The organism is Mariniflexile soesokkakense, from assembly GCF_039650365.1.
GTDB lineage: Bacteria > Bacteroidota > Bacteroidia > Flavobacteriales > Flavobacteriaceae > Mariniflexile > Mariniflexile soesokkakense.
Genome location: NZ_JAZHYP010000001.1, coordinates 440,175 through 462,353, shown reverse-complemented (window position 1 = coordinate 462,353; position 22,179 = coordinate 440,175). Strand labels below are relative to the sequence as shown.

At 32.5% G+C, this 22,179-nt stretch carries 22 protein-coding genes; 15 read left to right on the top strand and 7 right to left on the bottom strand.

Annotated elements, in window-relative coordinates:
- Positions 1 to 5: 5 nt before the first annotated feature.
- The 6 genes from VP395_RS02065 (at position 6) to VP395_RS02040 (ending at position 6,993) form a co-directional block, all read left to right on the top strand.
- Positions 6 to 938 (top strand): methyltransferase domain-containing protein, encoded by a 933-nt coding sequence (locus VP395_RS02065; protein WP_346240048.1) that lies wholly within the window; start codon positions 6 to 8, stop codon positions 936 to 938.
- A complete protein-coding gene (locus VP395_RS02060) occupies positions 935 to 2,056 on the top strand; it encodes a glycosyltransferase family 4 protein (protein WP_346240047.1) in 1,122 nt (373 codons plus the stop codon). Before VP395_RS02065 ends, VP395_RS02060 begins: the two co-directional genes overlap by 4 nt.
- The gene (locus VP395_RS02055; RefSeq protein WP_346240046.1) at positions 2,053 to 3,129 is read left to right on the top strand and encodes a glycosyltransferase; all 1,077 of its coding nucleotides are present in this window, start codon (positions 2,053 to 2,055) and stop codon (positions 3,127 to 3,129) included. The genes VP395_RS02060 and VP395_RS02055 overlap by 4 nt, the downstream gene beginning before the upstream one ends.
- A gap of 154 nt (positions 3,130 to 3,283) precedes the next feature.
- Entirely contained in the window at positions 3,284 to 4,513 is a 1,230-nt protein-coding gene (locus VP395_RS02050; protein ID WP_346240045.1) for an O-antigen ligase family protein, read from the top strand.
- A gap of 19 nt (positions 4,514 to 4,532) precedes the next feature.
- Positions 4,533 to 5,543, top strand: coding sequence for a glycosyltransferase family 4 protein (locus VP395_RS02045; RefSeq protein ID WP_346240044.1), 1,011 nt, complete (start codon positions 4,533 to 4,535; stop codon positions 5,541 to 5,543).
- 58 nt (positions 5,544 to 5,601) lie between these two features.
- Positions 5,602 to 6,993: a sugar transferase gene (locus tag VP395_RS02040; protein WP_346240043.1), complete on the top strand. Its 1,392-nt coding sequence runs from the start codon at positions 5,602 to 5,604 to the stop codon at positions 6,991 to 6,993.
- A 31-nt stretch (positions 6,994 to 7,024) separates the two neighbouring features.
- Here VP395_RS02040 and VP395_RS02035 read toward each other — a convergent pair whose 3' ends face one another.
- Both VP395_RS02035 and VP395_RS02030 read right to left on the bottom strand, forming a co-directional pair.
- Entirely contained in the window at positions 7,025 to 8,200 is a 1,176-nt protein-coding gene (locus VP395_RS02035) for a lipoprotein N-acyltransferase Lnb domain-containing protein (RefSeq protein ID WP_346240042.1), read from the bottom strand.
- Positions 8,201 to 8,210: 10 nt separating this feature from the next.
- Positions 8,211 to 9,281 (bottom strand): putative type IX sorting system protein PorV2, encoded by a 1,071-nt coding sequence (locus VP395_RS02030; protein WP_452299615.1) that lies wholly within the window; start codon positions 9,279 to 9,281, stop codon positions 8,211 to 8,213.
- A gap of 115 nt (positions 9,282 to 9,396) precedes the next feature.
- On the opposite strand from VP395_RS02030, the gene VP395_RS02025 reads away from it, so the two are divergent.
- The 4 genes from VP395_RS02025 to VP395_RS02010 all read left to right on the top strand — a co-directional run bounded on the left by VP395_RS02025 (position 9,397) and on the right by VP395_RS02010 (position 13,376).
- Positions 9,397 to 10,155: a CDP-alcohol phosphatidyltransferase family protein gene (locus VP395_RS02025; protein ID WP_346240041.1), complete on the top strand. Its 759-nt coding sequence runs from the start codon at positions 9,397 to 9,399 to the stop codon at positions 10,153 to 10,155.
- Positions 10,156 to 10,167: 12 nt separating this feature from the next.
- Positions 10,168 to 11,037, top strand: coding sequence for a DUF808 domain-containing protein (locus tag VP395_RS02020; protein ID WP_346240040.1), 870 nt, complete (start codon positions 10,168 to 10,170; stop codon positions 11,035 to 11,037).
- Between the two features lie 111 nt (positions 11,038 to 11,148).
- Positions 11,149 to 12,732, top strand: a complete 1,584-nt coding sequence (locus VP395_RS02015; protein WP_346240039.1) for a PQQ-dependent sugar dehydrogenase — start codon at positions 11,149 to 11,151, stop codon at positions 12,730 to 12,732.
- A 98-nt stretch (positions 12,733 to 12,830) separates the two neighbouring features.
- Entirely contained in the window at positions 12,831 to 13,376 is a 546-nt protein-coding gene (locus tag VP395_RS02010; RefSeq protein WP_346240038.1) for a hypothetical protein, read from the top strand.
- A gap of 102 nt (positions 13,377 to 13,478) precedes the next feature.
- Here the strand turns inward: VP395_RS02010 and lptB are convergent, their stop codons facing one another.
- From lptB to VP395_RS01990, 4 genes are all read right to left on the bottom strand, one after another.
- Complete coding sequence (gene lptB / locus VP395_RS02005; protein WP_346240037.1) at positions 13,479 to 14,219, bottom strand: LPS export ABC transporter ATP-binding protein; 741 nt, start codon at positions 14,217 to 14,219, stop codon at positions 13,479 to 13,481.
- Positions 14,220 to 14,293: 74 nt separating this feature from the next.
- Entirely contained in the window at positions 14,294 to 14,641 is a 348-nt protein-coding gene (locus VP395_RS02000; RefSeq protein WP_346240036.1) for a carboxymuconolactone decarboxylase family protein, read from the bottom strand.
- Positions 14,625 to 15,461 (bottom strand): twin-arginine translocase subunit TatC, encoded by an 837-nt coding sequence (gene tatC, locus VP395_RS01995; RefSeq protein ID WP_346240424.1) that lies wholly within the window; start codon positions 15,459 to 15,461, stop codon positions 14,625 to 14,627. The genes VP395_RS02000 and tatC overlap by 17 nt, the downstream gene beginning before the upstream one ends.
- Positions 15,461 to 16,378 carry a KpsF/GutQ family sugar-phosphate isomerase gene (locus VP395_RS01990; protein WP_379884143.1) on the bottom strand — a complete coding sequence of 306 codons (918 nt, stop codon included), beginning with the start codon at positions 16,376 to 16,378 and terminating at the stop codon, positions 15,461 to 15,463. Before VP395_RS01990 ends, tatC begins: the two co-directional genes overlap by 1 nt.
- Before the next feature lie 250 nt (positions 16,379 to 16,628).
- Here VP395_RS01990 and VP395_RS01985 point away from each other — a divergent pair, with 250 nt between their 5' ends.
- The 4 genes from VP395_RS01985 to VP395_RS01970 all read left to right on the top strand — a co-directional run bounded on the left by VP395_RS01985 (position 16,629) and on the right by VP395_RS01970 (position 21,183).
- Positions 16,629 to 18,833, top strand: a complete 2,205-nt coding sequence (locus VP395_RS01985) for a RecQ family ATP-dependent DNA helicase (RefSeq protein ID WP_346240034.1) — start codon at positions 16,629 to 16,631, stop codon at positions 18,831 to 18,833.
- A gap of 210 nt (positions 18,834 to 19,043) precedes the next feature.
- Entirely contained in the window at positions 19,044 to 19,976 is a 933-nt protein-coding gene (locus VP395_RS01980; RefSeq protein ID WP_346240033.1) for a peptidylprolyl isomerase, read from the top strand.
- A gap of 172 nt (positions 19,977 to 20,148) precedes the next feature.
- On the top strand, positions 20,149 to 20,694 hold the full coding sequence (locus tag VP395_RS01975) for a YfiT family bacillithiol transferase (RefSeq protein ID WP_346240032.1): 546 nt from the start codon (positions 20,149 to 20,151) through the stop codon (positions 20,692 to 20,694).
- A gap of 6 nt (positions 20,695 to 20,700) precedes the next feature.
- On the top strand, positions 20,701 to 21,183 hold the full coding sequence (locus VP395_RS01970) for a GNAT family N-acetyltransferase (RefSeq protein ID WP_346240031.1): 483 nt from the start codon (positions 20,701 to 20,703) through the stop codon (positions 21,181 to 21,183).
- Between the two features lie 14 nt (positions 21,184 to 21,197).
- Here the strand turns inward: VP395_RS01970 and VP395_RS01965 are convergent, their stop codons facing one another.
- A complete protein-coding gene (locus VP395_RS01965; RefSeq protein ID WP_346240029.1) occupies positions 21,198 to 21,755 on the bottom strand; it encodes a thioredoxin family protein in 558 nt (185 codons plus the stop codon).
- A 72-nt stretch (positions 21,756 to 21,827) separates the two neighbouring features.
- Here VP395_RS01965 and VP395_RS01960 point away from each other — a divergent pair, with 72 nt between their 5' ends.
- Positions 21,828 to 22,163 carry a tRNA-binding protein gene (locus tag VP395_RS01960; RefSeq protein ID WP_346240028.1) on the top strand — a complete coding sequence of 112 codons (336 nt, stop codon included), beginning with the start codon at positions 21,828 to 21,830 and terminating at the stop codon, positions 22,161 to 22,163.
- Positions 22,164 to 22,179: the final 16 nt, after the last annotated feature.

Below are 22,179 nucleotides of genomic sequence, written 5' to 3'. Positions count from 1 at the left end.
AAAGCATGACTATAGATAATATATTTCATCCAGATACACATTCAAAACTAATTGAAATTACTGAATCTAATTATTTGTTTGAAGATGGAACAATATTACCAGTACACAATGGGGTGCCTATTTTGTTTAGCTCCGATTCTATTTTTAGTATTGATGATATTGTCAAAGCTAAAGCAACCACTCAAAGCAGTGATTATTTAAATACCTCTAGTACTAAAAACTACATACGAAGAAAACTGTTGCCTTCACTTTGCACCGATTTTAATATTGAAAAAAGGTATAACCGACTTGTAGAACTTTGCCCTAATAACGGAAAAGTATTAGTTGTTGGTGCTGGCGAGAAGATTGATTATTATAAAAATAAATTCAAGAATTGCGAGGTCATCACTTCCGACGTACATAATCAATTTAAACCCGATTATGTTTTTGATGGACATTTTATTCCGTTTGTTAACAACACGTTCGATGTTGTTTTAGCGGCTCAGGTTATTGAACATACTATTAATCCGTGGAAATTTTGCCAAGAATTACAACGTGTAACTAAACTTGGTGGCATATTACAAATTGAAGCACCACATAATTTTCCATATCACGCAGAACCCTATGATTTTTATAGGTTTACTTATACAGGTATGCGTAGTTTGTTTCCTAATTGCGCCGTTTTGAAAGCCGAAATAACCGAAGGGAATGCATCGGTTGTGGCTATAACCCTCTCTAATTATTTTGTGAATTTAAGTTCAAAAAAACTAATTAGAAGCGGGTTTTTATTTGTGACAAGAATTTTATTTGGCTGGTTGAAGTATTTAGATAAGCGACAGGCATTACCAAACAGGAGAACTGTATCCATGCCCAAAGGCTATGCGTTCACATTTAAAAAAGATGATGTTAAAAGGACATCAAAAGAATTGCTGAAAGAGTTTTATACTTTAAAAAAATGATTTTTGCCATCATCACTCATGTTCCGCATAGTACATCGCAAAGCGAATATTTTGCTTATGCACCTTATGTGCGTGAAATGAATTTGTGGCTTAAGCATGTTGATGAGGTTTTGATTGTTGCTCCCAAAACAAAGAAAATGCCTTCAGCTATTGATATGGCTTATAAGTATAAAAATATTCAGTTTCATAAGATTCCTTCCATTCAATTTACTTCATTAAAAAGTAGTTTGTCATCTGTAATAAAACTTCCAATAATTGTCTGGGCTATTTTTAAAGCATGCAAAAGGGCAGACCATATTCATTTGCGTTGTCCGGGAAATATGGGGTTACTTGGGTGTTTTGTTCAAATGCTATTTCCTAAAAAGCCAAAAACGGCGAAGTATGCAGGTAATTGGGACCCAAAGGCAAAACAACCTTTGAGCTATAAACTTCAAAAATGGATTTTAAGCAATACCTTTCTAACAAAAAACATACAAGTTTTGGTTTATGGTAATTGGGAAAATCAAACCAAAAACATAAAACCATTTTTTACAGCTACTTATTCTAATTCTGAAATTGAAAAACCAAGACCAAGAGATTATTCCAATGAGTTAAAGTTTGCCTTTGTAGGTAGTTTAGTGGAAGGAAAAAGACCATTGTTGGCGATTCAAATAGTAGAAGCATTGCAAAATAAAGGAAAGCGAGTACGTTTGGATGTGTATGGAGATGGTGTTTTAAGAGAAGTATTGCAGGAATATATTTCCAGAAATAGTTTAGAAAAATTCATAAAGCTTCATGGTAATAAAGAAAAAACTATTGTAAAGGATGCTTTAAAAAGCACCCATTTTTTAATGTTACTTTCAAAATCTGAGGGTTGGCCTAAAGCCGTCGCCGAGGCTATGTTTTTTGGAACGATACCAATAACAACTTCAGTTTCATGTATTCCTTTTATGTTGAATGAGGCTGAAAGGGGTGTCATGATTAAACCAGAATTAACTAGCGCCTTAATTCAAATTAATAAAGCTATTAATAATGAAGCATCTTTAAAAATGATGAGTAAATTAGCATCAAATTGGTCTCAACACTACACATTGGAAGTTTTTGATGAGGAAATTTATAAGTTGCTACGTAAAGTATGAAGGTTTTACAATTAATAGATTCTTTGGAAGTTGGTGGGGCAGAACGTGTTGCTGTAAACATAGCAAATGCACTGTCTTCAAAAATTGAAGGTTCTTATTTGTGTGCCACCCGTGAAGAAGGATTGTTGAAAGAGGCACTAAACAATCAGGTAATTTTTTTGTGTTTAAACAAACAATCTACAATCGATTTAAAGGCTATTTTTAAATTAAGCAAGTTTGTTAAAGCTGAAAAAATAGATGTTATCCACGCCCATTCTTCATCATTTTTTTTAGCTACAATCATTAAATTTTTTAATGATAATTTAAAAGTAGTTTGGCACGACCACTATGGCAACAGCGAGTTTTTAGAAAGCAGAAAGTTTAAAGTTTTAAAAATTTGTTCAACATATTTTAGTCATGTTTTTAGCGTTAATAAACAATTGAAGCAGTGGGCTCAATTAAACCTTAAATCTAAAAGTGTAAGCTATTTACCAAATTTTGCAGTCATAAACAATGAAATTCCTGAAACTGCTTTATATGGGAATGATAAAAAACGTATTGTGTGTTTGGCCAATTTTAGAGCGCAAAAAGACCATTTAACGTTATTGAATGCATTCAAAATAGTTACTAAAAAGCATAACGATTGGAGTTTGCATTTGGTAGGTAAAGATTTTAATGATTCCTGTTCTGAAGCAGTAAAATTATTTGTTTTAAACAATAAGCTAGAAAATAATGTTTTTATTTACGGAAGCAAGACCGATACGTTTCATGTTTTATCTCAAAGTAGTATAGGGGTATTAGCATCAAAATCGGAAGGATTGCCCTTGGCCTTGTTAGAGTATGGTCTAGCAAAATTACCAGTTATAGCTACCTCTGTCGGCGAATGTTTAGAAGTTATAGATGATAATTGTAATGGGTTGTTGGTTCAATCAGAAGATTTCAAACAACTTTCAAAAGTACTAATTAAATATATTGAAAATAAAGAATTAAGAGAGAAGCATGCCTTATGTTATAACAAACACATACAAAACAACTATTCAGAAGCAGCACAAATAAAAACTATTTTAAAAACCTATAATAATATTTGCAACTAATTTGAAGTATAGTAATTACATAAAAACAATAGGATTACATGTTTTAATAGGATTTGCTGTTTATGCGTTCTCTAGTTTATCTAAAGTATACTTTCTAGGTATTTTGGTGTATTTTACAAACCAAATATTTAAAACAAAACCATCAAATCGGGCAGTGAAAATATTAGTAGCCTGTGCTTATGTGGTGGGTGCAGAGGTGTTTATAAGGATGACCGGGGGAAGTTTTTTGTATGAAGCATCAAAGTATTTGGTGATATTGTTTTGCCTAATGGGGATATTTACTGTGAGACAACAAAGCCAGCCGATAGCATATGTAATCTATATTTTGCTACTTATCCCTGGTATTTTTGTAGCTGCGTTTAATGTTAGTGAGAGTACCACACTTCGTACAGCTATTACGTTTAATTTAAGTGGTCCTATTTGTTTGGGTATTGTAGCGGTATTTTGTTATAAACTTAAAGTAAGCTATAACAATATTCAAAAAATATTTTTTACCATGGCATTGCCACTAATAGCCACTACCACTTATTTGTTTCTGTTTAACCCAAGTGTAAGAGACACTATTACGGGAACAGGTTCAAATTATGCGGCATCTGGTGGTTTTGGACCTAACCAAGTGGCAACGGTATTGGGTTTGGGGATGTTTATTTTTAGCGTTCGGTTTTTTTCCCAATCACCTTCCATGTTTTTTAAAGCGGTTAATGCAGCCCTTTTCTTTTTAATTAGTTATAGAGCCATAATAACGTTTAGTCGAGGTGGGGTTATCACAGCGTTATTGATGATTGCCGCTTTTGTCTATTTCTATTTCAAAAAAGTAAATGTTTTCCATAAATTAAGAATTAGTAGGTTGGTATTAATTTTTGCAGGTCTAGCGTTTTCTATATGGGTTTATTCCTCTGTACAGACAGGAGGGTTTATAGACAAACGTTATGCTAACCAAGATGCCTTAGGAAGAGAGAAAGCAGATATTACAACCGGACGTAGTGAATTGGTTTCTTTTGAATTGGATGAATTTTTAAATAACCCATTTGTTGGGGTTGGAGTAGGGAAAATAAAAGAATTGAGGGAGCAAAAGGAAGGTGTTTTGGCAGCTTCGCACAACGAAATGAGCCGAATACTATCTGAACACGGGTTGTTGGGTTTGATAGCCTTATCCATTTTGTTGTTAGCACCTTTAATATTACGAATTAGAAACAAATCTAATATGTTTTTTTATGCATGTTATCTTTTTTGGTTTTTAACTATTAATCATTCCTCCATGCGAATTGCAGCTCCTGCCTTTTTGTACGGACTAAGTTTATTAAGTATTACATATCCAAATGGCAAACCCCAAAAACCGGCAGGTAGTGACAATAGCACAAAGCAAATAGGAATAAGGAACTAAAAGAAGTGCACAAAAAGTAATGAAAAACCTCCTATACATAGGAAATTATCTTTCCAATAGCGGTAAAACAGAAACGACCATTGAAACCTTAAGTAAGTCGTTAAGGCAAGAAGGCTATACAATTTATACGGTTTCTAATAAGAAAAACAAAGCATTGCGTCTTTTAGATATGCTATTTTCTATTTTGAAATATACAAAACAAATTGATTATGTTTTAATCGATACCTATAGCACATCCAATTTTTATTATGCTTATTTGTGCAGTCAATTGTGCAGGTTTTTAAATTTGGAATACATACCCATTTTGCATGGTGGAAATTTACCAAACCGATTAAAATCAAATCCAAAGTTAAGTAGTTTCATTTTTAATTATGCATATAAAAATATAGCACCTTCGGTTTATATGCTATCTGAATTTGAAAAGCAAGGGTATTCCAATTTGGTATATATTCCTAATTCAATAAATATAAAAAACTATTCTTTTAAAGAAAGAAATTACGAAACCATTAAATTGCTATGGGTGCGTTCATTCTCAGAAATATACAACCCATTATTGGCAGTTAAAATTTTAAAATTTCTTTTAGATGAAGGGCTTCAAGCGTCACTTTGTATGATAGGTCCAGATAGTGATGGTTCTTTGCAAAAAACTAAAAGCTATGCAAACCAATTAGGTGTTGAAGTTACTTTTACCAATAAGCTTTCAAAACCAAAATGGATTTCACTTTCCCAAAATCACAATATTTTTATTAACACCACCAATTTTGATAATATGCCAGTTAGTGTGGTTGAAGCGATGGCCTTAGGTATGCCTGTTATTTCAACTAATGTAGGTGGTATGCATTTTTTAATTGAAAACAATTTAGAAGGCATCTTAATAGAACCCAATAACGTAAACCAATTTGTTGAAGCCATTAAAAAAGTACAGTTGGATATTGAAAACACCAATAAAATGGCTTTAAAAGCTAGAAAAAAGGCTGAAAATTATGATTGGGATGTTGTTAAAAACTTATGGATTAGTGTGTTGCAATAAGTAGTGTTTTGTTTAATTTACTTCCTATCTTTACTATACCCAAACCATAAAGTATATAATGTCCAAAAAAGGGATTCATTTCGAAATTTCAGAACGCAAGGTTTTATTGCGAATATTCGATATCGTTTCAATTTTTGTCGTTTTGTACTTTGTAAGCAACACCTTTGATTTTGATTATTTTACTCTTACAAAAGAAAATTGGCGTTGGGCTTTTGTTCTAACTTTATACATTTCTATCTTCGGAACCATTTTTGAACTTTACGATTTGCAAAAATCCAGTAAAATTGAAAAAATTTCTACCAGTATTGTTTTTACGGTTTCTATTACCGTTTTATTCTATTTTTTAACACCCTTCTTTACACCTATATTGCCAGATAACCGGCTACAAATTATCTATTTTTATTTTGCCATACTATTTGCTTTGTTTTTATGGCGAATAGCTTATTTAACATTTATAGTCTCTCCTCGTTTTTATAAGAAGGTACTTATTGTAGGCGAAACTTCAAACATCCAAGCAATAGTTGAAACCTTTAAAGCTTCCGATCCTAATTATAAAATCATTGGATTTATTAATTGTGAAAAGAAAAAATTAGATAAAATTAAATTTAAAGGCATTGTTGAATACAGTCCGAAGCAAATTTATCAAGTTATTAAAGATGAAAACATCTCGGAAATTGTTATTGCTAGCTATAATTCTGAATCTATAACTGCGGAAATTTATAGAGACCTTATTACGCTTTTAGAAGGCGGTTTCCCCATAAAGGAATACACCCAGGTTTATGAAGATTTGACCCAACGTGTACCCGTTCAATTTGTTGGAAAAGATTTTTATAGATATTTTCCATTCAGCCGAAGCAATCACAATAAACTGTATTTGTTTTTTCAACGCTTGTTCGATATTCTTATTTCTATTTTAGGAACTTTTATTGGTCTGCTGCTATTACCTGTAATTTTATTGGGAAACCTTTTAGGAAACCGAGGGCCGCTTTTTTATAGACAAGAGCGTATTGGTAAAAATGGAAATCTTTTTAGAATTATTAAGTTTAGAACCATGATAAAGGATGCCGAAACAGCCGGAGCAGTTTGGGCAAAAAAAAATGATACAAGAATTACCCCATTTGGCAAGTTTTTAAGAAACAGCAGACTAGACGAATTCCCTCAGTTTTTAAATATTTTAAGAGGAGATATGAGTTTAATTGGTCCTAGACCAGAACGTCCGCATTTTGTTAGACAACTATCACAAATACTGCCATTTTATGAAACCAGACATATTGTGAAACCAGGACTTACAGGTTGGGCACAAGTAAAAACGAGGTATGGTTCTTCGGTTGATGATAGCTTATTGAAGTTACAATACGATTTGTATTATATCAAGCACCGAAGTTTTATGTTAGATGCCAACATCATTATAAAAACGTTGAGCACCATTATTTTCTACAGAGGTCAATAATTAGATTTGCCTAATGCCTAATGCCTAATGCCTAATGCCTAATAGTAGAGTAGTGCTTTATTAAAAAGACATACCTAACAAACAAGGCCATTAATAAAGGAATTAACCCAATAGCAAATACTTGAACGCCCATAACCCAATGCAGTGTTAAAAGGCACAAAAGAATTACCAATAGCTTCAAATATTTAAGAAACCAAGTGCTTGTTTTTTTCTTTAATAATTGTCCAATTACAAAAATATTCAGAATAAAAGCCCAAAGTAAATTATAGTTTTGGTGCGTACCTTTATGGTCTGTGGCAAACCAAAGTAGTAAAATAAGTACACCTATAAGTCCCGTAATACTAAATAAAGTAACATCTAACCAAACCGTTTGTTTTTGCTTTTTAAAATCGTTGTAGGTGATAAAAAGAATGAAGCAACCTAAAGCCCCAAGAACAAATAACGGACTAGTTAAAAAATTACTTGGTGTTGGCGATTCTATTTTTTCATAAATCACTTTACTCTCTTTAACCAAGGGTTTGTTGTTTTTGATACTGGCAACTTCAAAGAATTTATAGATGTTTTCTGGTAAAAACATATGGTCTATGGTTCTTGCTTTTCTATCAATAACAGAACCTAATGCGATATCTATTCCAAAACTTCCCCAAGAATTTTTATTCAAATTATTTTGAATTAAAGTTCTAAAAGTTTGGTCTTTATAGTCTTTAGGTGTATTAAAAACGATGGAATTATTTACGGCAATATTGGTAATATCTTTTATTTTTGTGGCACAATTATCATAAAAGAAATCGTACAAATAGGCCTTATTTTCTGGTTTTAAATTATTTAATAAATAATCGAATAATTTCTGTTTTTCTGAAGCAGTAAGATTTAAAACCTGAGCTTTAATGGATCTGTTTTGAGATATATAAGACTCAAAAAAATCTTCATAATAGTTTAAGCCAATTAAATAATTGAGTTTTCCCTGAGCAAATTTTGTGTAGAAATTAGGCGTTTCAAAATCGTAAACACCGTAATTAAATACTAAATCGATGCCTTTAACAGGGTCTTTCACTCGAAATCCACTATGTCCAAAAGCATCATTTAAAGATATACCAGGACCAATAGTTAGTACGCTAATTTCGGCTCTTTCAGATAAAATGTTTTGTTGTGCAAAGCTTATTTCAACAAAAAAAATAAGAAATAAAAAAAGTACTGTTTTTTTCATGTAAATAGAATTACCTAAAGAAACTAAAATCGAGTTTTAATGAAAATACATTGGAATATAAGGCTACACTTTGGTCACCAATATCTGTAAAGGCATAATCAATTTGAATGCCGTTGTATTTAAAGCCAACACCAAAACTAGGTTGAAAGCTTAATTGCGTACTATTGTCTATTTGCAATTCATTTTGAAAATTTCCAACTCCTGTGCGTAAATATACCATATCGATATAACCAAATTCAAAACCTAATGCGGGATTGATACTTGCAAAAGATGAAGAGAAGACATCGTTGTTTTCTTCAAATCGAACATTTAAATTGGCAGCAGCTAAAAGGGTATAATCGTAATGAAAATCGAATAGTTTAGAAACCCCAATTTGTAATTTAGGAATGGTTATTTCGGTGGTTTCGGGCAGTTCTTGATTTTGTCCTTCAACGGCACCCTGAACTTTTTTAAATTCTTCTTCATTAATAGCCCACGCATTAAAAGTGGTTGTAATATCACGCGCCATCACACCAAATTTCCAATCGTTATTGGTTTCAAACTGAATACCGGCATCAAAACCAAACCCCCAAGACGAAGCAAAATCGCCAATAACACGACGTATTATTTTTGCATTCACCCCATAATTAAGCCCTCTAACAGGAAGCTCACGTGCATACGAAAAGGTGAGTCCGTAATCGGCAGTAGAGAAAAGACTAATTCTGTCGTAATTGATATTGCCTTGTTCGTCAATAAGTTGTGTGGTGTTTAAAATATCATCTACAGCAAAACGAATTAATGAAATACCAATAACACTTCGGTCATCTAAAGGTTTCGCAAATGCCACATAGTCGTAATTGGCAATATTGGCAAAATAGCTGGAGTGCATCAAGGCCAATTGGTTGTCTTCCAATTTCAATAAACCAGCAGGATTCCAATACCCAGAATTTACATCGGATGTGTTTGCAGTTACGGCACTACTCATGCCCAAAGCGGCAGCATCTACACCTATATTCATAAACTCGTTGGAATATTTTCTAACGGTTTGACTAAATACAGATGCTGTTATAACGCAAAGGAATGCAGTAATGTAAGATCTCAATCGCAATTTTTTTACAAAGATGCACATAATTTATAAACCTATAAACTTGAAATTATAATAGATATTGCTTTAGACGAAAATTGTTTGCTATTTTTACAAGATTAAAATACCTGTTATGAATAAATATATTCCGAATGCATTAACACTTTTGAATCTTTTCTGTGGATGTATTGCTGTTATTTTTGCTGTGAACAATAATTTTGTTGCTGCTGCCTTATTTGTGTTTCTAGGAATATTTTTCGATTTTTTTGATGGGTTTGCAGCTAGAAAATTGAATGTACAAAGTGAATTGGGTGTGCAATTAGATTCGTTGGCAGATATGGTAACCAGTGGCGTTGTGCCTGGAATTGTTATGTATAAATTATTGGAAATGACTTTAGATTTACCAACAACGGTAAGTTTTGATGATGGATGGAACGGCGATTTTTATGGAACTACAAAAGTCTATAGCTTTTTTCCTTTAATCGGGCTAAGCGTTACGCTTGCTTCAGCCTACAGATTGGCAAAATTTAATATAGATGAAGACCAACAAACCTATTTTAAAGGCTTGCCAACACCTGCCAATACACTTCTAATTGTATCATTGCCACTAATTTTAGAATTCCAAAACAATGATTTAATAAACTCCATAATAGTTAATAAATGGTTTTTAATTGGGCTTACAGCACTAAGTTGTTATATGTTAAACTCTAGCATTAAACTATTTGCATTAAAGTTTAAAGATTGGGGTTTTAAAGCTAATGCTACCCGATATATTTTTATCATGCTTTGTATTATTCTTTTAATTGTATTGCAATTCGCAGCTATTCCACTTATTATATTACTTTATATTAGCATGTCTGTTTTAGATAATGTAGCTTCCAAATTAAAATAACTTACACTTACAATGGCTTCAGGATTTTTTGCCCTATTAGATGATATTGCTGCACTTATGGACGATGTAGTGGTAATGAGTAAAATTACTACTAAAAAAACAGCAGGTATTTTAGGAGACGATTTAGCGGTTAATGCCGAAAAAGCGACGGGCTTTGTATCATCAAGAGAGTTACCTGTTTTATGGGCAATTACTAAAGGGTCTTTTTTAAATAAACTTATTATTTTACCCATAGCTTTTTTATTGAGTTATTTTTTACCATGGGCGGTAACCTTTATTTTAATATTAGGTGGGGTTTATTTGGCGTATGAAGGTGTTGAAAAAATAGTAGAATATTTTGTGCCACACAATCATGAAATACCAGATATTGAACAACTGAATCCTTCCGAAGACGATGTGTTGCTGGTTGAAAATAAGAAGATAAAATCAGCTATTCTTACCGATTTTATTTTGTCTGTTGAAATTATTATTATCGCACTAGGGTCTGTTATAAGCCAACCCTTAATTACCCAAATATTAGTCGTTTCTATAGTTGCCATCATTGCAACCGTTGGTGTTTATGGTATTGTGGCGTTAATTGTAAGAATGGACGATTTAGGTTTCAGACTTATTAAAAAGAGTAATAATGGTGAAGGGTTTTTAGCAAACATTGGAACTGTTTTAGTTAAAGCACTTCCTTTAGTTATTAAGAGTTTATCGGTAATAGGCACTATAGCACTTATTTTGGTTGCAGGAGGTATTTTTACCCATAACATTGGTTTTTTTCATCATTTCATAGAAGTGATTCCAGTTTTTATTAAAGACTTCATAGTTGGTCTTTTAGTTGGGTTAGTGATGCTTTTAATACTAAAAGTATTTCACGGTATTAGAAATAAATTGTAGAATAATTATATTAAAATTCAAATAAGAATAATTTAAACAATATCTTTATCACTTAGAAATATGAGTTGAATGTCTCATAATGTAATCGATTAACTGGTTAAAAATTTATATATGAAGACTATATTACTTCTTGTTGCTTTGTTTTTTTTGAATGTAGGTATTTCACAAACGCCAGTTACCTCTGGTGCAGATTGGACCGTAACCAACCTAGCAAATAATAATGCATTACTAAACCCAAATACCATTCTATATGGTCCTGATGGTTATTTATGGATAACAGAACGTGTTGGAAAAAAAGTTGTTAAAATTAGCCCTTCAGGAGGCGCAAAAATAGAAATGCTAGATTTGTCTGGTGTTGTATATCAATCTGCTGGTCAAAACGGCTTAATGGGTATGACTGTGCATCCAGATTTATATGCAGATATCAACACAACTACAAATAACTATTTATATCTGCTTTACACATATAATAGTTCTGGCACTAAATTTAGAATTGCACGCTATACCTACAATGTTGCCACAGGAAAACTAAATAGTGCGAGTGCTACAACTATTATTGATGGCATTGAAGCTAGCAACGATCATAATTCTGGTAAAATTGTAATGGGACCAGATTTGAAATTGTATTGGACTATTGGTGAATTTGCTAATAATAGAGGAAGTAAAGCTTGCTTAGAAATAAGAGCACAATATTTACCTACAAGCCCTTCTGATTACTCCGATTATAAAGGTAAAATGTTGCGTTTAAATTTGGATGGTAGTATACCTGCGGATAATCCAACACTTGATGGTGTGAAAAGTCATGTATTTAGTTATGGGCACAGAAATGCTCAAGGTTTGGTGTTTGGCTCTAATGGAAAATTATATTCATCTGAACACGGTGATAAAACCGATGATGAAATAAATATTATAGAATCGGGTAAAAACTACGGTTGGCCATTAATTTCGGGTTATAATGATGATAAAGGTTATGCTTACTGTAATTGGTCTAGTTATCCAGCAAATTGTGGTTCTTATAGTAATGTTATTGGTAATTGCCCAGGAGCCGCAATAGAAGAATCTACATCGGCGGCCTCAATGCCAAACTTTATGCCGCCAATAGGAACGTTTAATAGCACTCCAAATACAGAGCCTACAGGTAGTACATCTTCTACATGGCCTACAGTTGCTCCAGCTAGTATTAATATTTATGAAGGAGGGAAAATTCCAAATTGGGGCGTATCTCTTTTAGTGCCTACGCTTAAAGCAGGAAAAATTTTTAGAACAAAATTAAATGCTGATGGTACAGCCTTAGAAGATGGAACTTATGAGGAATTTCATTCGTCTAGCGACCGTTTTAGAGATGTAACAATAGACCCTGATGGAATCACAATTTACACAGTAACAGATGCCGGTGCATTGGTAAAACTTCAATTTGTTGGTACGCAGCTAAGCAATTCTAAATTTGAAACAAATAGTATTTCATTGGTGCCAAATCCGGCATCAAATGAAATTAAATTAAGCTTCAGTTCTAATTTTAAAGCGTCTCTTAATGTAGTGATAGTTGATGCTTACGGAAGAACAATAAAAGAAATTCAAAAAATAACCAATAACTATTTGGTGGATACTTCTAAATTTTCAAATGGAGTATACTTTGTTTCAGTATTAGAGGATGATAAAAAAATAATGACAAAAAAGATAATTATCCAGCGTTAAGAATATTTAATTTCGTTTTGATATTTGTAGATTAGTTATTTTTAAATTGATTAAGTAGAATTGCTAAACACACAATAGGAATTTGCAACTTAAAAAACATGAAAAAAATATTTATTTTAATTTTCATATTTTTAATCATATGTTCTTGCAATTTTAAAACTAAAAATTACAATATAGAAGGAAATTGGATTTTAACTATTGATAATGATTCAACATATGCAGAAGTAAATTTTGATTCAAAAAGTGATTTTAAAATTTATTATAATCACAATTGTTTTCCTGTAGACATAAGAAAATATAAAATTAAGTATGACACTTTTTTATTCAATAAGTCAAATAAATATTATAAATGTGTTTTTAGAAGTTTTGATGATGTTAAAATAAGTTTGGAAAATATAACTTATAGACAGATAATAAGACTATATAGAATTAGTGACACTGCATTTACTGCTGATAAATGTAGGAATTTTGAAGACCAATATAAATACGAGGTCATGTCTAAAAACAGAATGTTTAAGTTTAAAGGCATTGATAGTATAATTGCTTTGAATTATGAAAACTATTTGAAAAAGTTGCCTCTTCTAAATATGGATGATGAAACAGAAGTTGATATCCCAATTATAATAGAGAATAAGACAAAATAATTCTTGCTCTTTTAATATAACTCAAAATTTTCAAGTTTGTCATTCCTTCGAAGGTTGAAATGACAAACAAAAGCAGATAATCTTTCAAATGGCACTTAGTGCCTAATCACGAATTTTCTTTTTACGCAATTCAAAATTCTGACCTAAATACACTTTACGTACCATTTCATCATTTGCCAGTTCTTCGGGTTCACCAGCTTTAAGAATACTGCCTTCAAACATTAAATAGGTTCTATCGGTAATAGCAAGTGTTTCTTGTACGTTATGGTCTGTAATTAAAATACCTATATTCTTTTTGGTAAGTTGCGCTACAATACGTTGAATGTCTTCAACAGCAACGGGGTCAACGCCCGCAAAGGGTTCATCTAATAAAATAAAACTTGGGTTGGTTGCCAAAGCACGTGCAATTTCGGTACGTCTACGTTCACCACCTGATAATAAATCGCCTCTACTTTTACGAATATGGCCTAAACCGAATTCTTCGATAAGGGATTCCATTTTATGTTCTTGCTCTTTTTTACTGAGCTTGGTAAGTTGCAATACACTTAAAATATTATCTTCAATACTTAATTTTCTAAAAACCGATGCTTCTTGTGCCAAATAACCAATACCGTTTTGTGCCCGTTTGTACATAGGGTATTGTGTAATTTCAGTATTATCTAAGAAAATATGACCACTATTAGGTTTAATTAAGCCAACCGTCATGTAGAAAGAAGTGGTTTTACCAGCACCATTTGGTCCTAAAAGTCCAACAATTTCACCTTGTTCAACCTGTAAAGAAACATCTTTTACCACTTTTCGTCCACTGTAGGACTTCATTAAATTTTGAGCTCTTAAAATCATATCTTATATAATGAACGCCAAAAATAGTGAAATCATATTCACTTTAGCGCCAGATGTTTTAATTTATATTTTGTTTAACGCTGTTCCTCTAAAGCGTCCCAAAACTCGTAAGCACGACGTAAATGCGGAATAACAATAGTACCACCCACTAATGTGGCAATGCTTAAAGCTTCAACAACTTCTTCTTTTGTTAAGCCTAGTTTGTGGCTTGTTTCCAAATGGTATTTTACACAATCGTCGCAACGTAAAACTGCCGAAGCTACTAAACCTAAAAGTTCTTTTGTTTTTACATCTAAAGCGCCTTTGGCGTAAGCGTTCGTATCTAAATTGAAAATACGCTTGATGACTTTATTATTATCGGCTAAAATTTTGTCGTTCATTTTAGCACGGTACTCATTAAATTCCTTAACTATTTCTGACATTTTTTTTTGCTTTACGGTTTTGATTTCGGACAACAATTTTAGAAATAAAAATGCTCACTTCATACAAAATTAAAATAGGAATGGCTACAATTACTTGACTTGCGATATCTGGAGGTGTTATAATTGCCGATAAAACCAAAACAAGAATCAACGCATATTTTCTATATTTTCTTAGGAATTCGGGTGTTACGATGCCTATTTTAGTTAAAAAATAGATGATAATGGGCAATTCGAAAATAATACCAGACGCCAATACAGAAGAACGAACCAAGCCTATAAACGAGCTAATATCAATTTGATTATCTACACGCGATGAAATGCTATAATTAGCTAAAAAGTTAATGGAAAGCGGACATATAATATAGTACCCAAATAACGCCCCCATAAAGAATAACAAAGATGAAATAAAGATAAACCCACGTGAATGTTTGCGTTCGTTGTCGTGCAAACCTGGGCTGATAAATTTCCATAATTGATAAATAACATACGGGAATGAAATGATGAAACCAGCTAAAATAGCGGTCCAAATATCTGCTGAAAACTGTCCAGCCATAGTTCTGTTTTGTAAAATAAGTGGTATTTTATCATTACAGAAACTAGTGTCTAAACTCATATAGGTAGCCATGTCACACAACCATTTATAAGTTGGAAAACTCATGTCTAATGGTGCGAAAATAATATCATCAAAAATAAATCGGCTAAAAATAAAAGCCAAAGTCCCTACAATAATTATGGCTAAAGTAATTTTAATAAGATGCCAGCGTAACTCTTCAAGATGGTCTAAAAAAGACATCTCGTTTATATTCTTTTTTTTAGCCATCATATAATGCCTTCTTTAATTAAATCGTGTAAATGAACCACGCCTGCATAACTACCATTGTCTTCAACTAAAAGCTGGGAAATACCAAAGACTTCCATCATATCTAAGGCATCAATCGCCATAGCATCTGCATTAATGCGTTTTGGGTTGGCGCTCATAATATCGTTGGCGGTTAGTTTAGAAAAATCATCAACTTTTGTCAACATTCTACGTAGATCGCCATCAGTTATAATACCTATAATTTTAGTGTTTTCTACAACTGCTGTTACGCCTAACATTTTTTCTGTTATTTCTATAATAACGTTTTTAATGCTTGTTGAAGCAGTAACCTTTGGTTTTTGGTTAACGGAAGATATATCTTGAACGCGTAAGTATAGTTTTTTTCCTAATGCACCACCAGGGTGGTATTTAGCAAAATCGGTACTGGAAAAACCTCGTAATTCTAGTAAGCAAACAGCAAGCGCATCGCCAATAACTAATTGGGCTGTGGTGCTTGTAGTTGGAGCCAAATTATTGGGGCAAACTTCTTTTTCTACGTAAGCATTTAAAATATAATCGGCATGTTGTCCTAAAAACGATTCTTTATTGCCAGTAATAGCAATTATTTTGTTTTTAGCTCTTTGAATAAGTGGAACAAGCACTTTTATTTCTGGGGTATTGCCACTTTTTGAGATACAAATTACCACATCATCTTTAAGAATAAGTCCTAAATCGCCGTGAATAGCATCTGCAGCATGCATAAAAATAGATGGTGTTCCGGTAGAATTTAAGGTAGCAACTATTTTACTTGCTATTATAGCACTTTTGCCAATACCTGTAATAATAACACGGCCGTTAGAATTATAAATAAGTTTTACGGCATCGGCAAAATCGTCATTTACTAAACTAGAAAGGTTTAAAATGGCTTTACTTTCCATTTCAATAGTTTGTTTTGCGATATTGATAATTGAACTTTTACTATTCAAAATTTATTGATTTTTTAGTTGATGCTTTTAAAGAAATTGTTATCTTTAAATGTAAATCGAAATTAATTTTGTTGTAATTTCGATTTTCGTTACAAAACTAACGAAAAAATTACGAGGGTTCTCTCTATGCACTTTAAAATAATCAATAGTGTATTGAATATTTTTAGTGTTTTTAATGATTAAATAAATTTTAGTATTATTCATGTTAATAGCAAAAAGTGACTTGCAATCTGCACTAAAAAAATATTTTGGGTTTGGTAAATTCAAGGGACTACAAGAAGGTGTCGTAGAAAGTATACTGTCAGGAAATAACACATTTGTTATCATGCCAACGGGTGGGGGTAAATCGCTTTGTTATCAGCTCCCTGCGTTAATGCAAGAAGGAACCGCTATTGTGGTATCGCCTTTAATTGCCTTAATGAAAAACCAAGTCGATGCCATTAGAGGCGTCTCCAATGAAGAAGGTATTGCACATGTTTTAAATTCTTCATTAAATAAAACAGAAATAAAACGTGTTAAGGAGGATATTGTAAATGGTGTAACGAAGCTGCTTTACGTAGCGCCCGAATCGCTTACAAAGGAAGAAAATGTCGAGTTTTTACGTTCGGTGAAAGTGTCCTTTATGGCTATTGATGAAGCACATTGTATTAGCGAATGGGGACACGATTTTAGACCTGAATACAGAAATTTAAAGCATATTATTGGACGTATAGGTGATAATATCCCGATTATAGGTTTAACGGCTACGGCAACACCAAAAGTACAGGAAGACATTATAAAAAACCTTGGAATTAGTGGTGCTAAAACATTTAAAGCATCGTTTAACAGGCCAAATTTATATTACGAAGTACGCCCAAAAACCAAAAATGTAGATGCCGATATTATTCGCTTTATAAAGCAAAATAATGGAAAGTCTGGTATTGTTTATTGTTTAAGCAGAAAACGAGTTGAAGAATTAGCACAGGTTTTACAAGTAAACGGTATTAAAGCAGTGCCATATCATGCCGGGTTAGATGCCAAATCTAGATCTAATTATCAAGATCAATTCCTTATGGAAGATGTTGATGTGGTGGTAGCTACCATAGCTTTTGGTATGGGTATCGATAAACCCGATGTGAGGTTTGTAATCCATCATGATATTCCTAAAAGTATCGAAAGTTATTACCAAGAAACTGGTAGGGCAGGACGCGATGGGGGCGAGGGGCATTGTTTGGCTTATTATGCCTATAAAGATATTGAGAAACTAGAAAAATTTATGTCTGGCAAACCTGTTGCTGAACAAGAAATAGGGCAAGCCTTATTGCAAGAAGTAGTGGCGTTTGCCGAAACTTCTATTTCCCGTAGAAAATTTATTTTGCATTATTTTGGTGAAGAGTTTGATAATGAAACTGGAGAAGGTGGCAGTATGGATGATAATGTAAGACATCCTAAAAAGAAACATGAAGCCCAAGATGATGTTAAACTACTTCTTGAAACCATTGATAAAACAAACGAAAAGTATAAGTCTAAAGATTTAGTACATGTAATTACGGGTAAAGAAAATGCGCTAATTAATTCACATAAAACCAACGAGCAAGCTTTTTTTGGAAAAGGCAAAGACAAAGATAAAAAATATTGGATGGCCTTGTTAAGGCAGGTTTTGGTATCTGGTTTCCTTAAAAAGGATATAGAAACTTATGGTGTCATTAAATTAGCGGATGCTGGTAGAGATTTTATAAAAAAACCAGAATCCTTTATGATGACCGAAGACCATATTTTTGATGGAGAGCAAGAAGATGGTTCTATTATAACTGCAGCTAAAAGTGAAGGCGCTGTAGCCGATGAGTTGTTAATGGATTTACTGAAAGATTTACGTAAAAAGAATGCCAAAAAGTTAGGTGTTCCGCCATTTGTTATTTTTCAAGATCCATCTCTTGAAGATATGGCGTTAAAATACCCAATTACCATATCGGAACTAGCTAATGTTCATGGTGTTGGAGATGGTAAAGCAAAAAAATACGGAAAAGATTTCATAGAACTTATTGAGAAGTATGTTGAAGAGCATGATATTATTCGTCCAGACGATTTGGTTGTAAAATCTACAGGAACTAATTCTGCAAATAAGCTTTACATTATTCAAAATATAGATAGAAAATTACCATTAGATGATATTGCTTCTTCAAAAGGAATGTCTATGGAAGACTTTATCAAAGAAATGGAAGCCATTGTCTATTCTGGTACTAAACTAAATATAAACTATTGGATTGATGATATTTTAGATGAAGACCAGCAAGAAGAAATTCACGATTACTTTATGGAATCTAAAACCGATAGTATTGATGCGGCTATTAAAGAATTTGATGGCGATTATGATGATGATGAACTTCGTTTATATAGAATAAAATTTATAAGTGACGTAGCTAATTAAAGTTTCAAAGTTGCAACCCTTCAAACAAGCAGAGTTTGAAAGTATCAAAAGAATAAAAGTATTTAAAGTTCCAAAGTTTAAATGTATTTGCATGAAACTTTGGAGCTTTGTTACTTAGTAGAGTAGCTTTTAACTCCTAAAAAATCAAAAATCGTAAATCGTAATTCGTAAATCATTCCTATCTTTGCATTTTCAAATAAAATTAGAACAATGCAAGACGGATTATACGCAAAATTCAATACAACAAAAGGAGAAATTCTTGTTGCTTTAGAATTCAAAAAAACACCAGGAACAGTTGGTAACTTCGTAGCTTTAGCCGAAGGAAACTTAGAAAACAAAGTAAAGCCACAAGGAACACCTTATTATAACGGTTTGAAATTCCATAGAGTTATTCCAGATTTTATGATACAAGGTGGTTGTCCACAAGGATCAGGTTCAGGAGATCCAGGTTATAAATTTGACGATGAGTTTCACCCAGATTTAAAGCATGATGCACCGGGTATTTTATCAATGGCAAATGCAGGTCCTGGTTCTAACGGGAGTCAATTTTTTATTACACACGTTGCTACACCTTGGTTAGATAACAATCATACGGTTTTTGGTAAAGTTATTGCAGGGCAAAATGTGGTAGACGCCATTGCCCAAGGTGATAAAATTGAAACCTTAGAAATTGTAAGAGTTGGTGCTGATGCCGAATCTTATAATGCCATTGAAGCTTTTAGAACTTTTGAAGGTTCTAGAGAAAAAAGATTAGCTGAAGAAAAAAAGGCAGTTGAAACAGAATTAGATAAATTAGCTACAGGATTTAGTAAAACCGAAAGCGGGTTAAGATATCAAATCATTCAAAAAGGAACTGGAGCTAAAGCTGAAAAAGGTAAAAATGTTTCCGTACATTATAAAGGACAACTAGCTGATGGTACAGTTTTCGATTCATCATACAAACGTAACGAACCCATTGATTTTCCAGTGGGTGTTGGTCAGGTAATCTCAGGTTGGGATGAAGGCATTCAATTATTAAATGTAGGTGATAAGGCACGTTTTGTAATTCCTAGTCATTTAGGCTATGGAAGCAGGGGTGCGGGTGGCGTTATTCCTCCTAACGCTACTTTAATTTTTGATGTAGAATTGATGAAAGTTAAATAGTGTTCAACAAAATATAAGTTTAAAAAGCACCTGTTCATTAGGTGCTTTTTAGTTTTTATAGTTTGTCTTTCTTTGAAATAAGATAAAGTGGTTTAACAATCTTCATACAGCAATAAATTCAATAAAAAACAAGGTTGCTTGAATTGCATAGTAATTCTCTATATTTGTTTTTATGACAGATATAGAATTACAAAAGCTTAGATACCCAATTGGTAAGTTTGATTGTCCAAACAATATTTCTTCACAGCATATAGAAAGTTGGATATCTATTTTAGAACATTTTCCAAATCGATTAGAAAATCTTATTAAAGATTTATCAGACGAGCAATTAGATACACATTACAGACCAGAAGGTTGGACGGTTAGGCAAGTTGTTCACCATCTATCGGATAGTCATCATCATAGTTATGCGCGGTTTAAATGGGCTTTAACCGAAGACAAGCCGATTATTAAAGCTTATTATGAAGATAGGTGGGCAGAATTATTTGATACTAAATCGGCACCAATTGAAATGTCTTTGCTTCATTTAAAAGCAATTCATGCGAAACTTGTTTATTTATTAAAAGGCTTATCGGACGATAATTTAAATAAGTGTTTTGTTCATCCAGAAACACAAAGTGAAGTGGTTTTAAAAAAGAATATAGGCATTTATGCATGGCACAGCAATCATCATTATGCACATATTGAAAATTTGATAAAACGAAATAATTGGATTTAGAAGTTTATGATTAGACCTATAACTATTCAAGATGCACAACAAATAGTAGATATTTACAATTATTACGTAATAAATTCTATAGTTACATTAGATTTGGTTTCATTTTCGGCTCAGGAATTTGAAGATAAAATTAAAACCATTTCGAATGATTTTCCTTTTATAGTTTATGAAGAAAATAACGAGGTATTAGGCTATGCTTATGCCAATACGTTCCGAACAAAACCTGCCTATAAAAACACCGTAGAATTAACGGTTTACATTAAACATACAGAATTAGGAAAACGAATTGGTAAAAAATTGTATTCAGAATTATTGTTTCAGCTTAAAAATAAAAATTATCATGTAGTTATTGGAGGGTTAACTTTGCCTAATGATGCAAGTGTAAAACTTCATGAAAACTTTGGTTTTGAAAAAGTAGCTCATTTTAAAGAAGTGGGATATAAATTTGGAAAGTGGCACGATGTAGGCTTTTGGCAATTAACTTTATGAAAGTTATAAAAACGCTATTTTTTCCATTTAATGCTACAACCAATGCTTGGTTTTTGTATGTTAGTATTTTCTTTGTTTTCAATTAAGCGATCTAAGGCATTTCTTAAATCATTTCCTGTAATGGGCAATCCATTTCCAGGTCTAGAATCGTCTAATTGACCTCGATAAGTCAGTTTTAAATCAGCATCAAACACATATAAATCTGGTGTACATGCCGCATCGTAAGCTTTGGCTATTTTTTGACTTTCATCATACAAATAAGGAAATGGATAGTTTTCGTTTTTAGCGTGATATTTCATTTTATCTGGGCCATCTTGCGGATATTTTACAGTATCGTTACTCGAAATAGCAACAAAACCAATTCCTTTTTTAGAATAGGTTTTGGCAATGGCAACTATTTCTTTGTTAATGTGAATTACAAAAGGGCAGTGGTTGCAAATAAACATAATTACAGTTCCTCTTTTCCCTTTTAATGTGTTCAAATCCATAAGCGTATCGCTAATGGTGTCAGGTAACTTAAAAAAAGGTGCTTTTGTGCCTAAAGGAAGCATGTTTGAAGGTGTGTCAGACATAATAAAAAGTTTTATTCAAAGTTCGGGATTATTTCTATTTTTGGAAAACGAAAATGAAGTTTAAATAAAAAAGTGAGTACTATAATAACTTTTGAGGATTTTTCTAAAATCGACCTTCGTGTGGGAACCATTATAGAAGTAAACGATTTTCCAGAAGCACGAAATCCTGCCTATCAATTAACGATTGATTTTGGCGATTTGGGGATAAAAAAAACATCGGCACAAATTACAACGTTATATAAAAAGGAAGATTTGTTACAAAGACAAATTACTGCGGTAATTAATTTCCCTAAAAAACAAATTGCTAAGTTTATGAGCGAATGTTTGGTTTTGGGTGCAGTAAACGGTAAAGATGTGATTCTTTTAAACCCAGAAAACAAAGTAAAAAATGGTAGTGTTGTTAGCTAAAAAAAGGCTGTCTAAA

Coding starts and splice junctions, on each gene's coding strand:
- VP395_RS02065 (WP_346240048.1), top strand. CDS start 6: ATGACTATAGATAATATATTTCATCCAGATACACATTCAAAACTAATT.
- VP395_RS02060 (WP_346240047.1), top strand. CDS start 935: ATGATTTTTGCCATCATCACTCATGTTCCGCATAGTACATCGCAAAGC.
- VP395_RS02055 (WP_346240046.1), top strand. CDS start 2,053: ATGAAGGTTTTACAATTAATAGATTCTTTGGAAGTTGGTGGGGCAGAA.
- VP395_RS02045 (WP_346240044.1), top strand. CDS start 4,533: ATGAAAAACCTCCTATACATAGGAAATTATCTTTCCAATAGCGGTAAA.
- VP395_RS02040 (WP_346240043.1), top strand. CDS start 5,602: ATGTCCAAAAAAGGGATTCATTTCGAAATTTCAGAACGCAAGGTTTTA.
- VP395_RS02035 (WP_346240042.1), bottom strand. CDS start 8,200: ATGAAAAAAACAGTACTTTTTTTATTTCTTATTTTTTTTGTTGAAATA.
- VP395_RS02025 (WP_346240041.1), top strand. CDS start 9,397: ATGAATAAATATATTCCGAATGCATTAACACTTTTGAATCTTTTCTGT.
- VP395_RS02020 (WP_346240040.1), top strand. CDS start 10,168: ATGGCTTCAGGATTTTTTGCCCTATTAGATGATATTGCTGCACTTATG.
- VP395_RS02015 (WP_346240039.1), top strand. CDS start 11,149: ATGAAGACTATATTACTTCTTGTTGCTTTGTTTTTTTTGAATGTAGGT.
- VP395_RS02010 (WP_346240038.1), top strand. CDS start 12,831: ATGAAAAAAATATTTATTTTAATTTTCATATTTTTAATCATATGTTCT.
- lptB (WP_346240037.1), bottom strand. CDS start 14,219: ATGATTTTAAGAGCTCAAAATTTAATGAAGTCCTACAGTGGACGAAAA.
- VP395_RS02000 (WP_346240036.1), bottom strand. CDS start 14,641: ATGTCAGAAATAGTTAAGGAATTTAATGAGTACCGTGCTAAAATGAAC.
- tatC (WP_346240424.1), bottom strand. CDS start 15,461: ATGGCTAAAAAAAAGAATATAAACGAGATGTCTTTTTTAGACCATCTT.
- VP395_RS01990 (WP_379884143.1), bottom strand. CDS start 16,378: ATGGAAAGTAAAGCCATTTTAAACCTTTCTAGTTTAGTAAATGACGAT.
- VP395_RS01985 (WP_346240034.1), top strand. CDS start 16,629: ATGTTAATAGCAAAAAGTGACTTGCAATCTGCACTAAAAAAATATTTT.
- VP395_RS01980 (WP_346240033.1), top strand. CDS start 19,044: ATGCAAGACGGATTATACGCAAAATTCAATACAACAAAAGGAGAAATT.
- VP395_RS01975 (WP_346240032.1), top strand. CDS start 20,149: ATGACAGATATAGAATTACAAAAGCTTAGATACCCAATTGGTAAGTTT.
- VP395_RS01970 (WP_346240031.1), top strand. CDS start 20,701: ATGATTAGACCTATAACTATTCAAGATGCACAACAAATAGTAGATATT.
- VP395_RS01965 (WP_346240029.1), bottom strand. CDS start 21,755: ATGTCTGACACACCTTCAAACATGCTTCCTTTAGGCACAAAAGCACCT.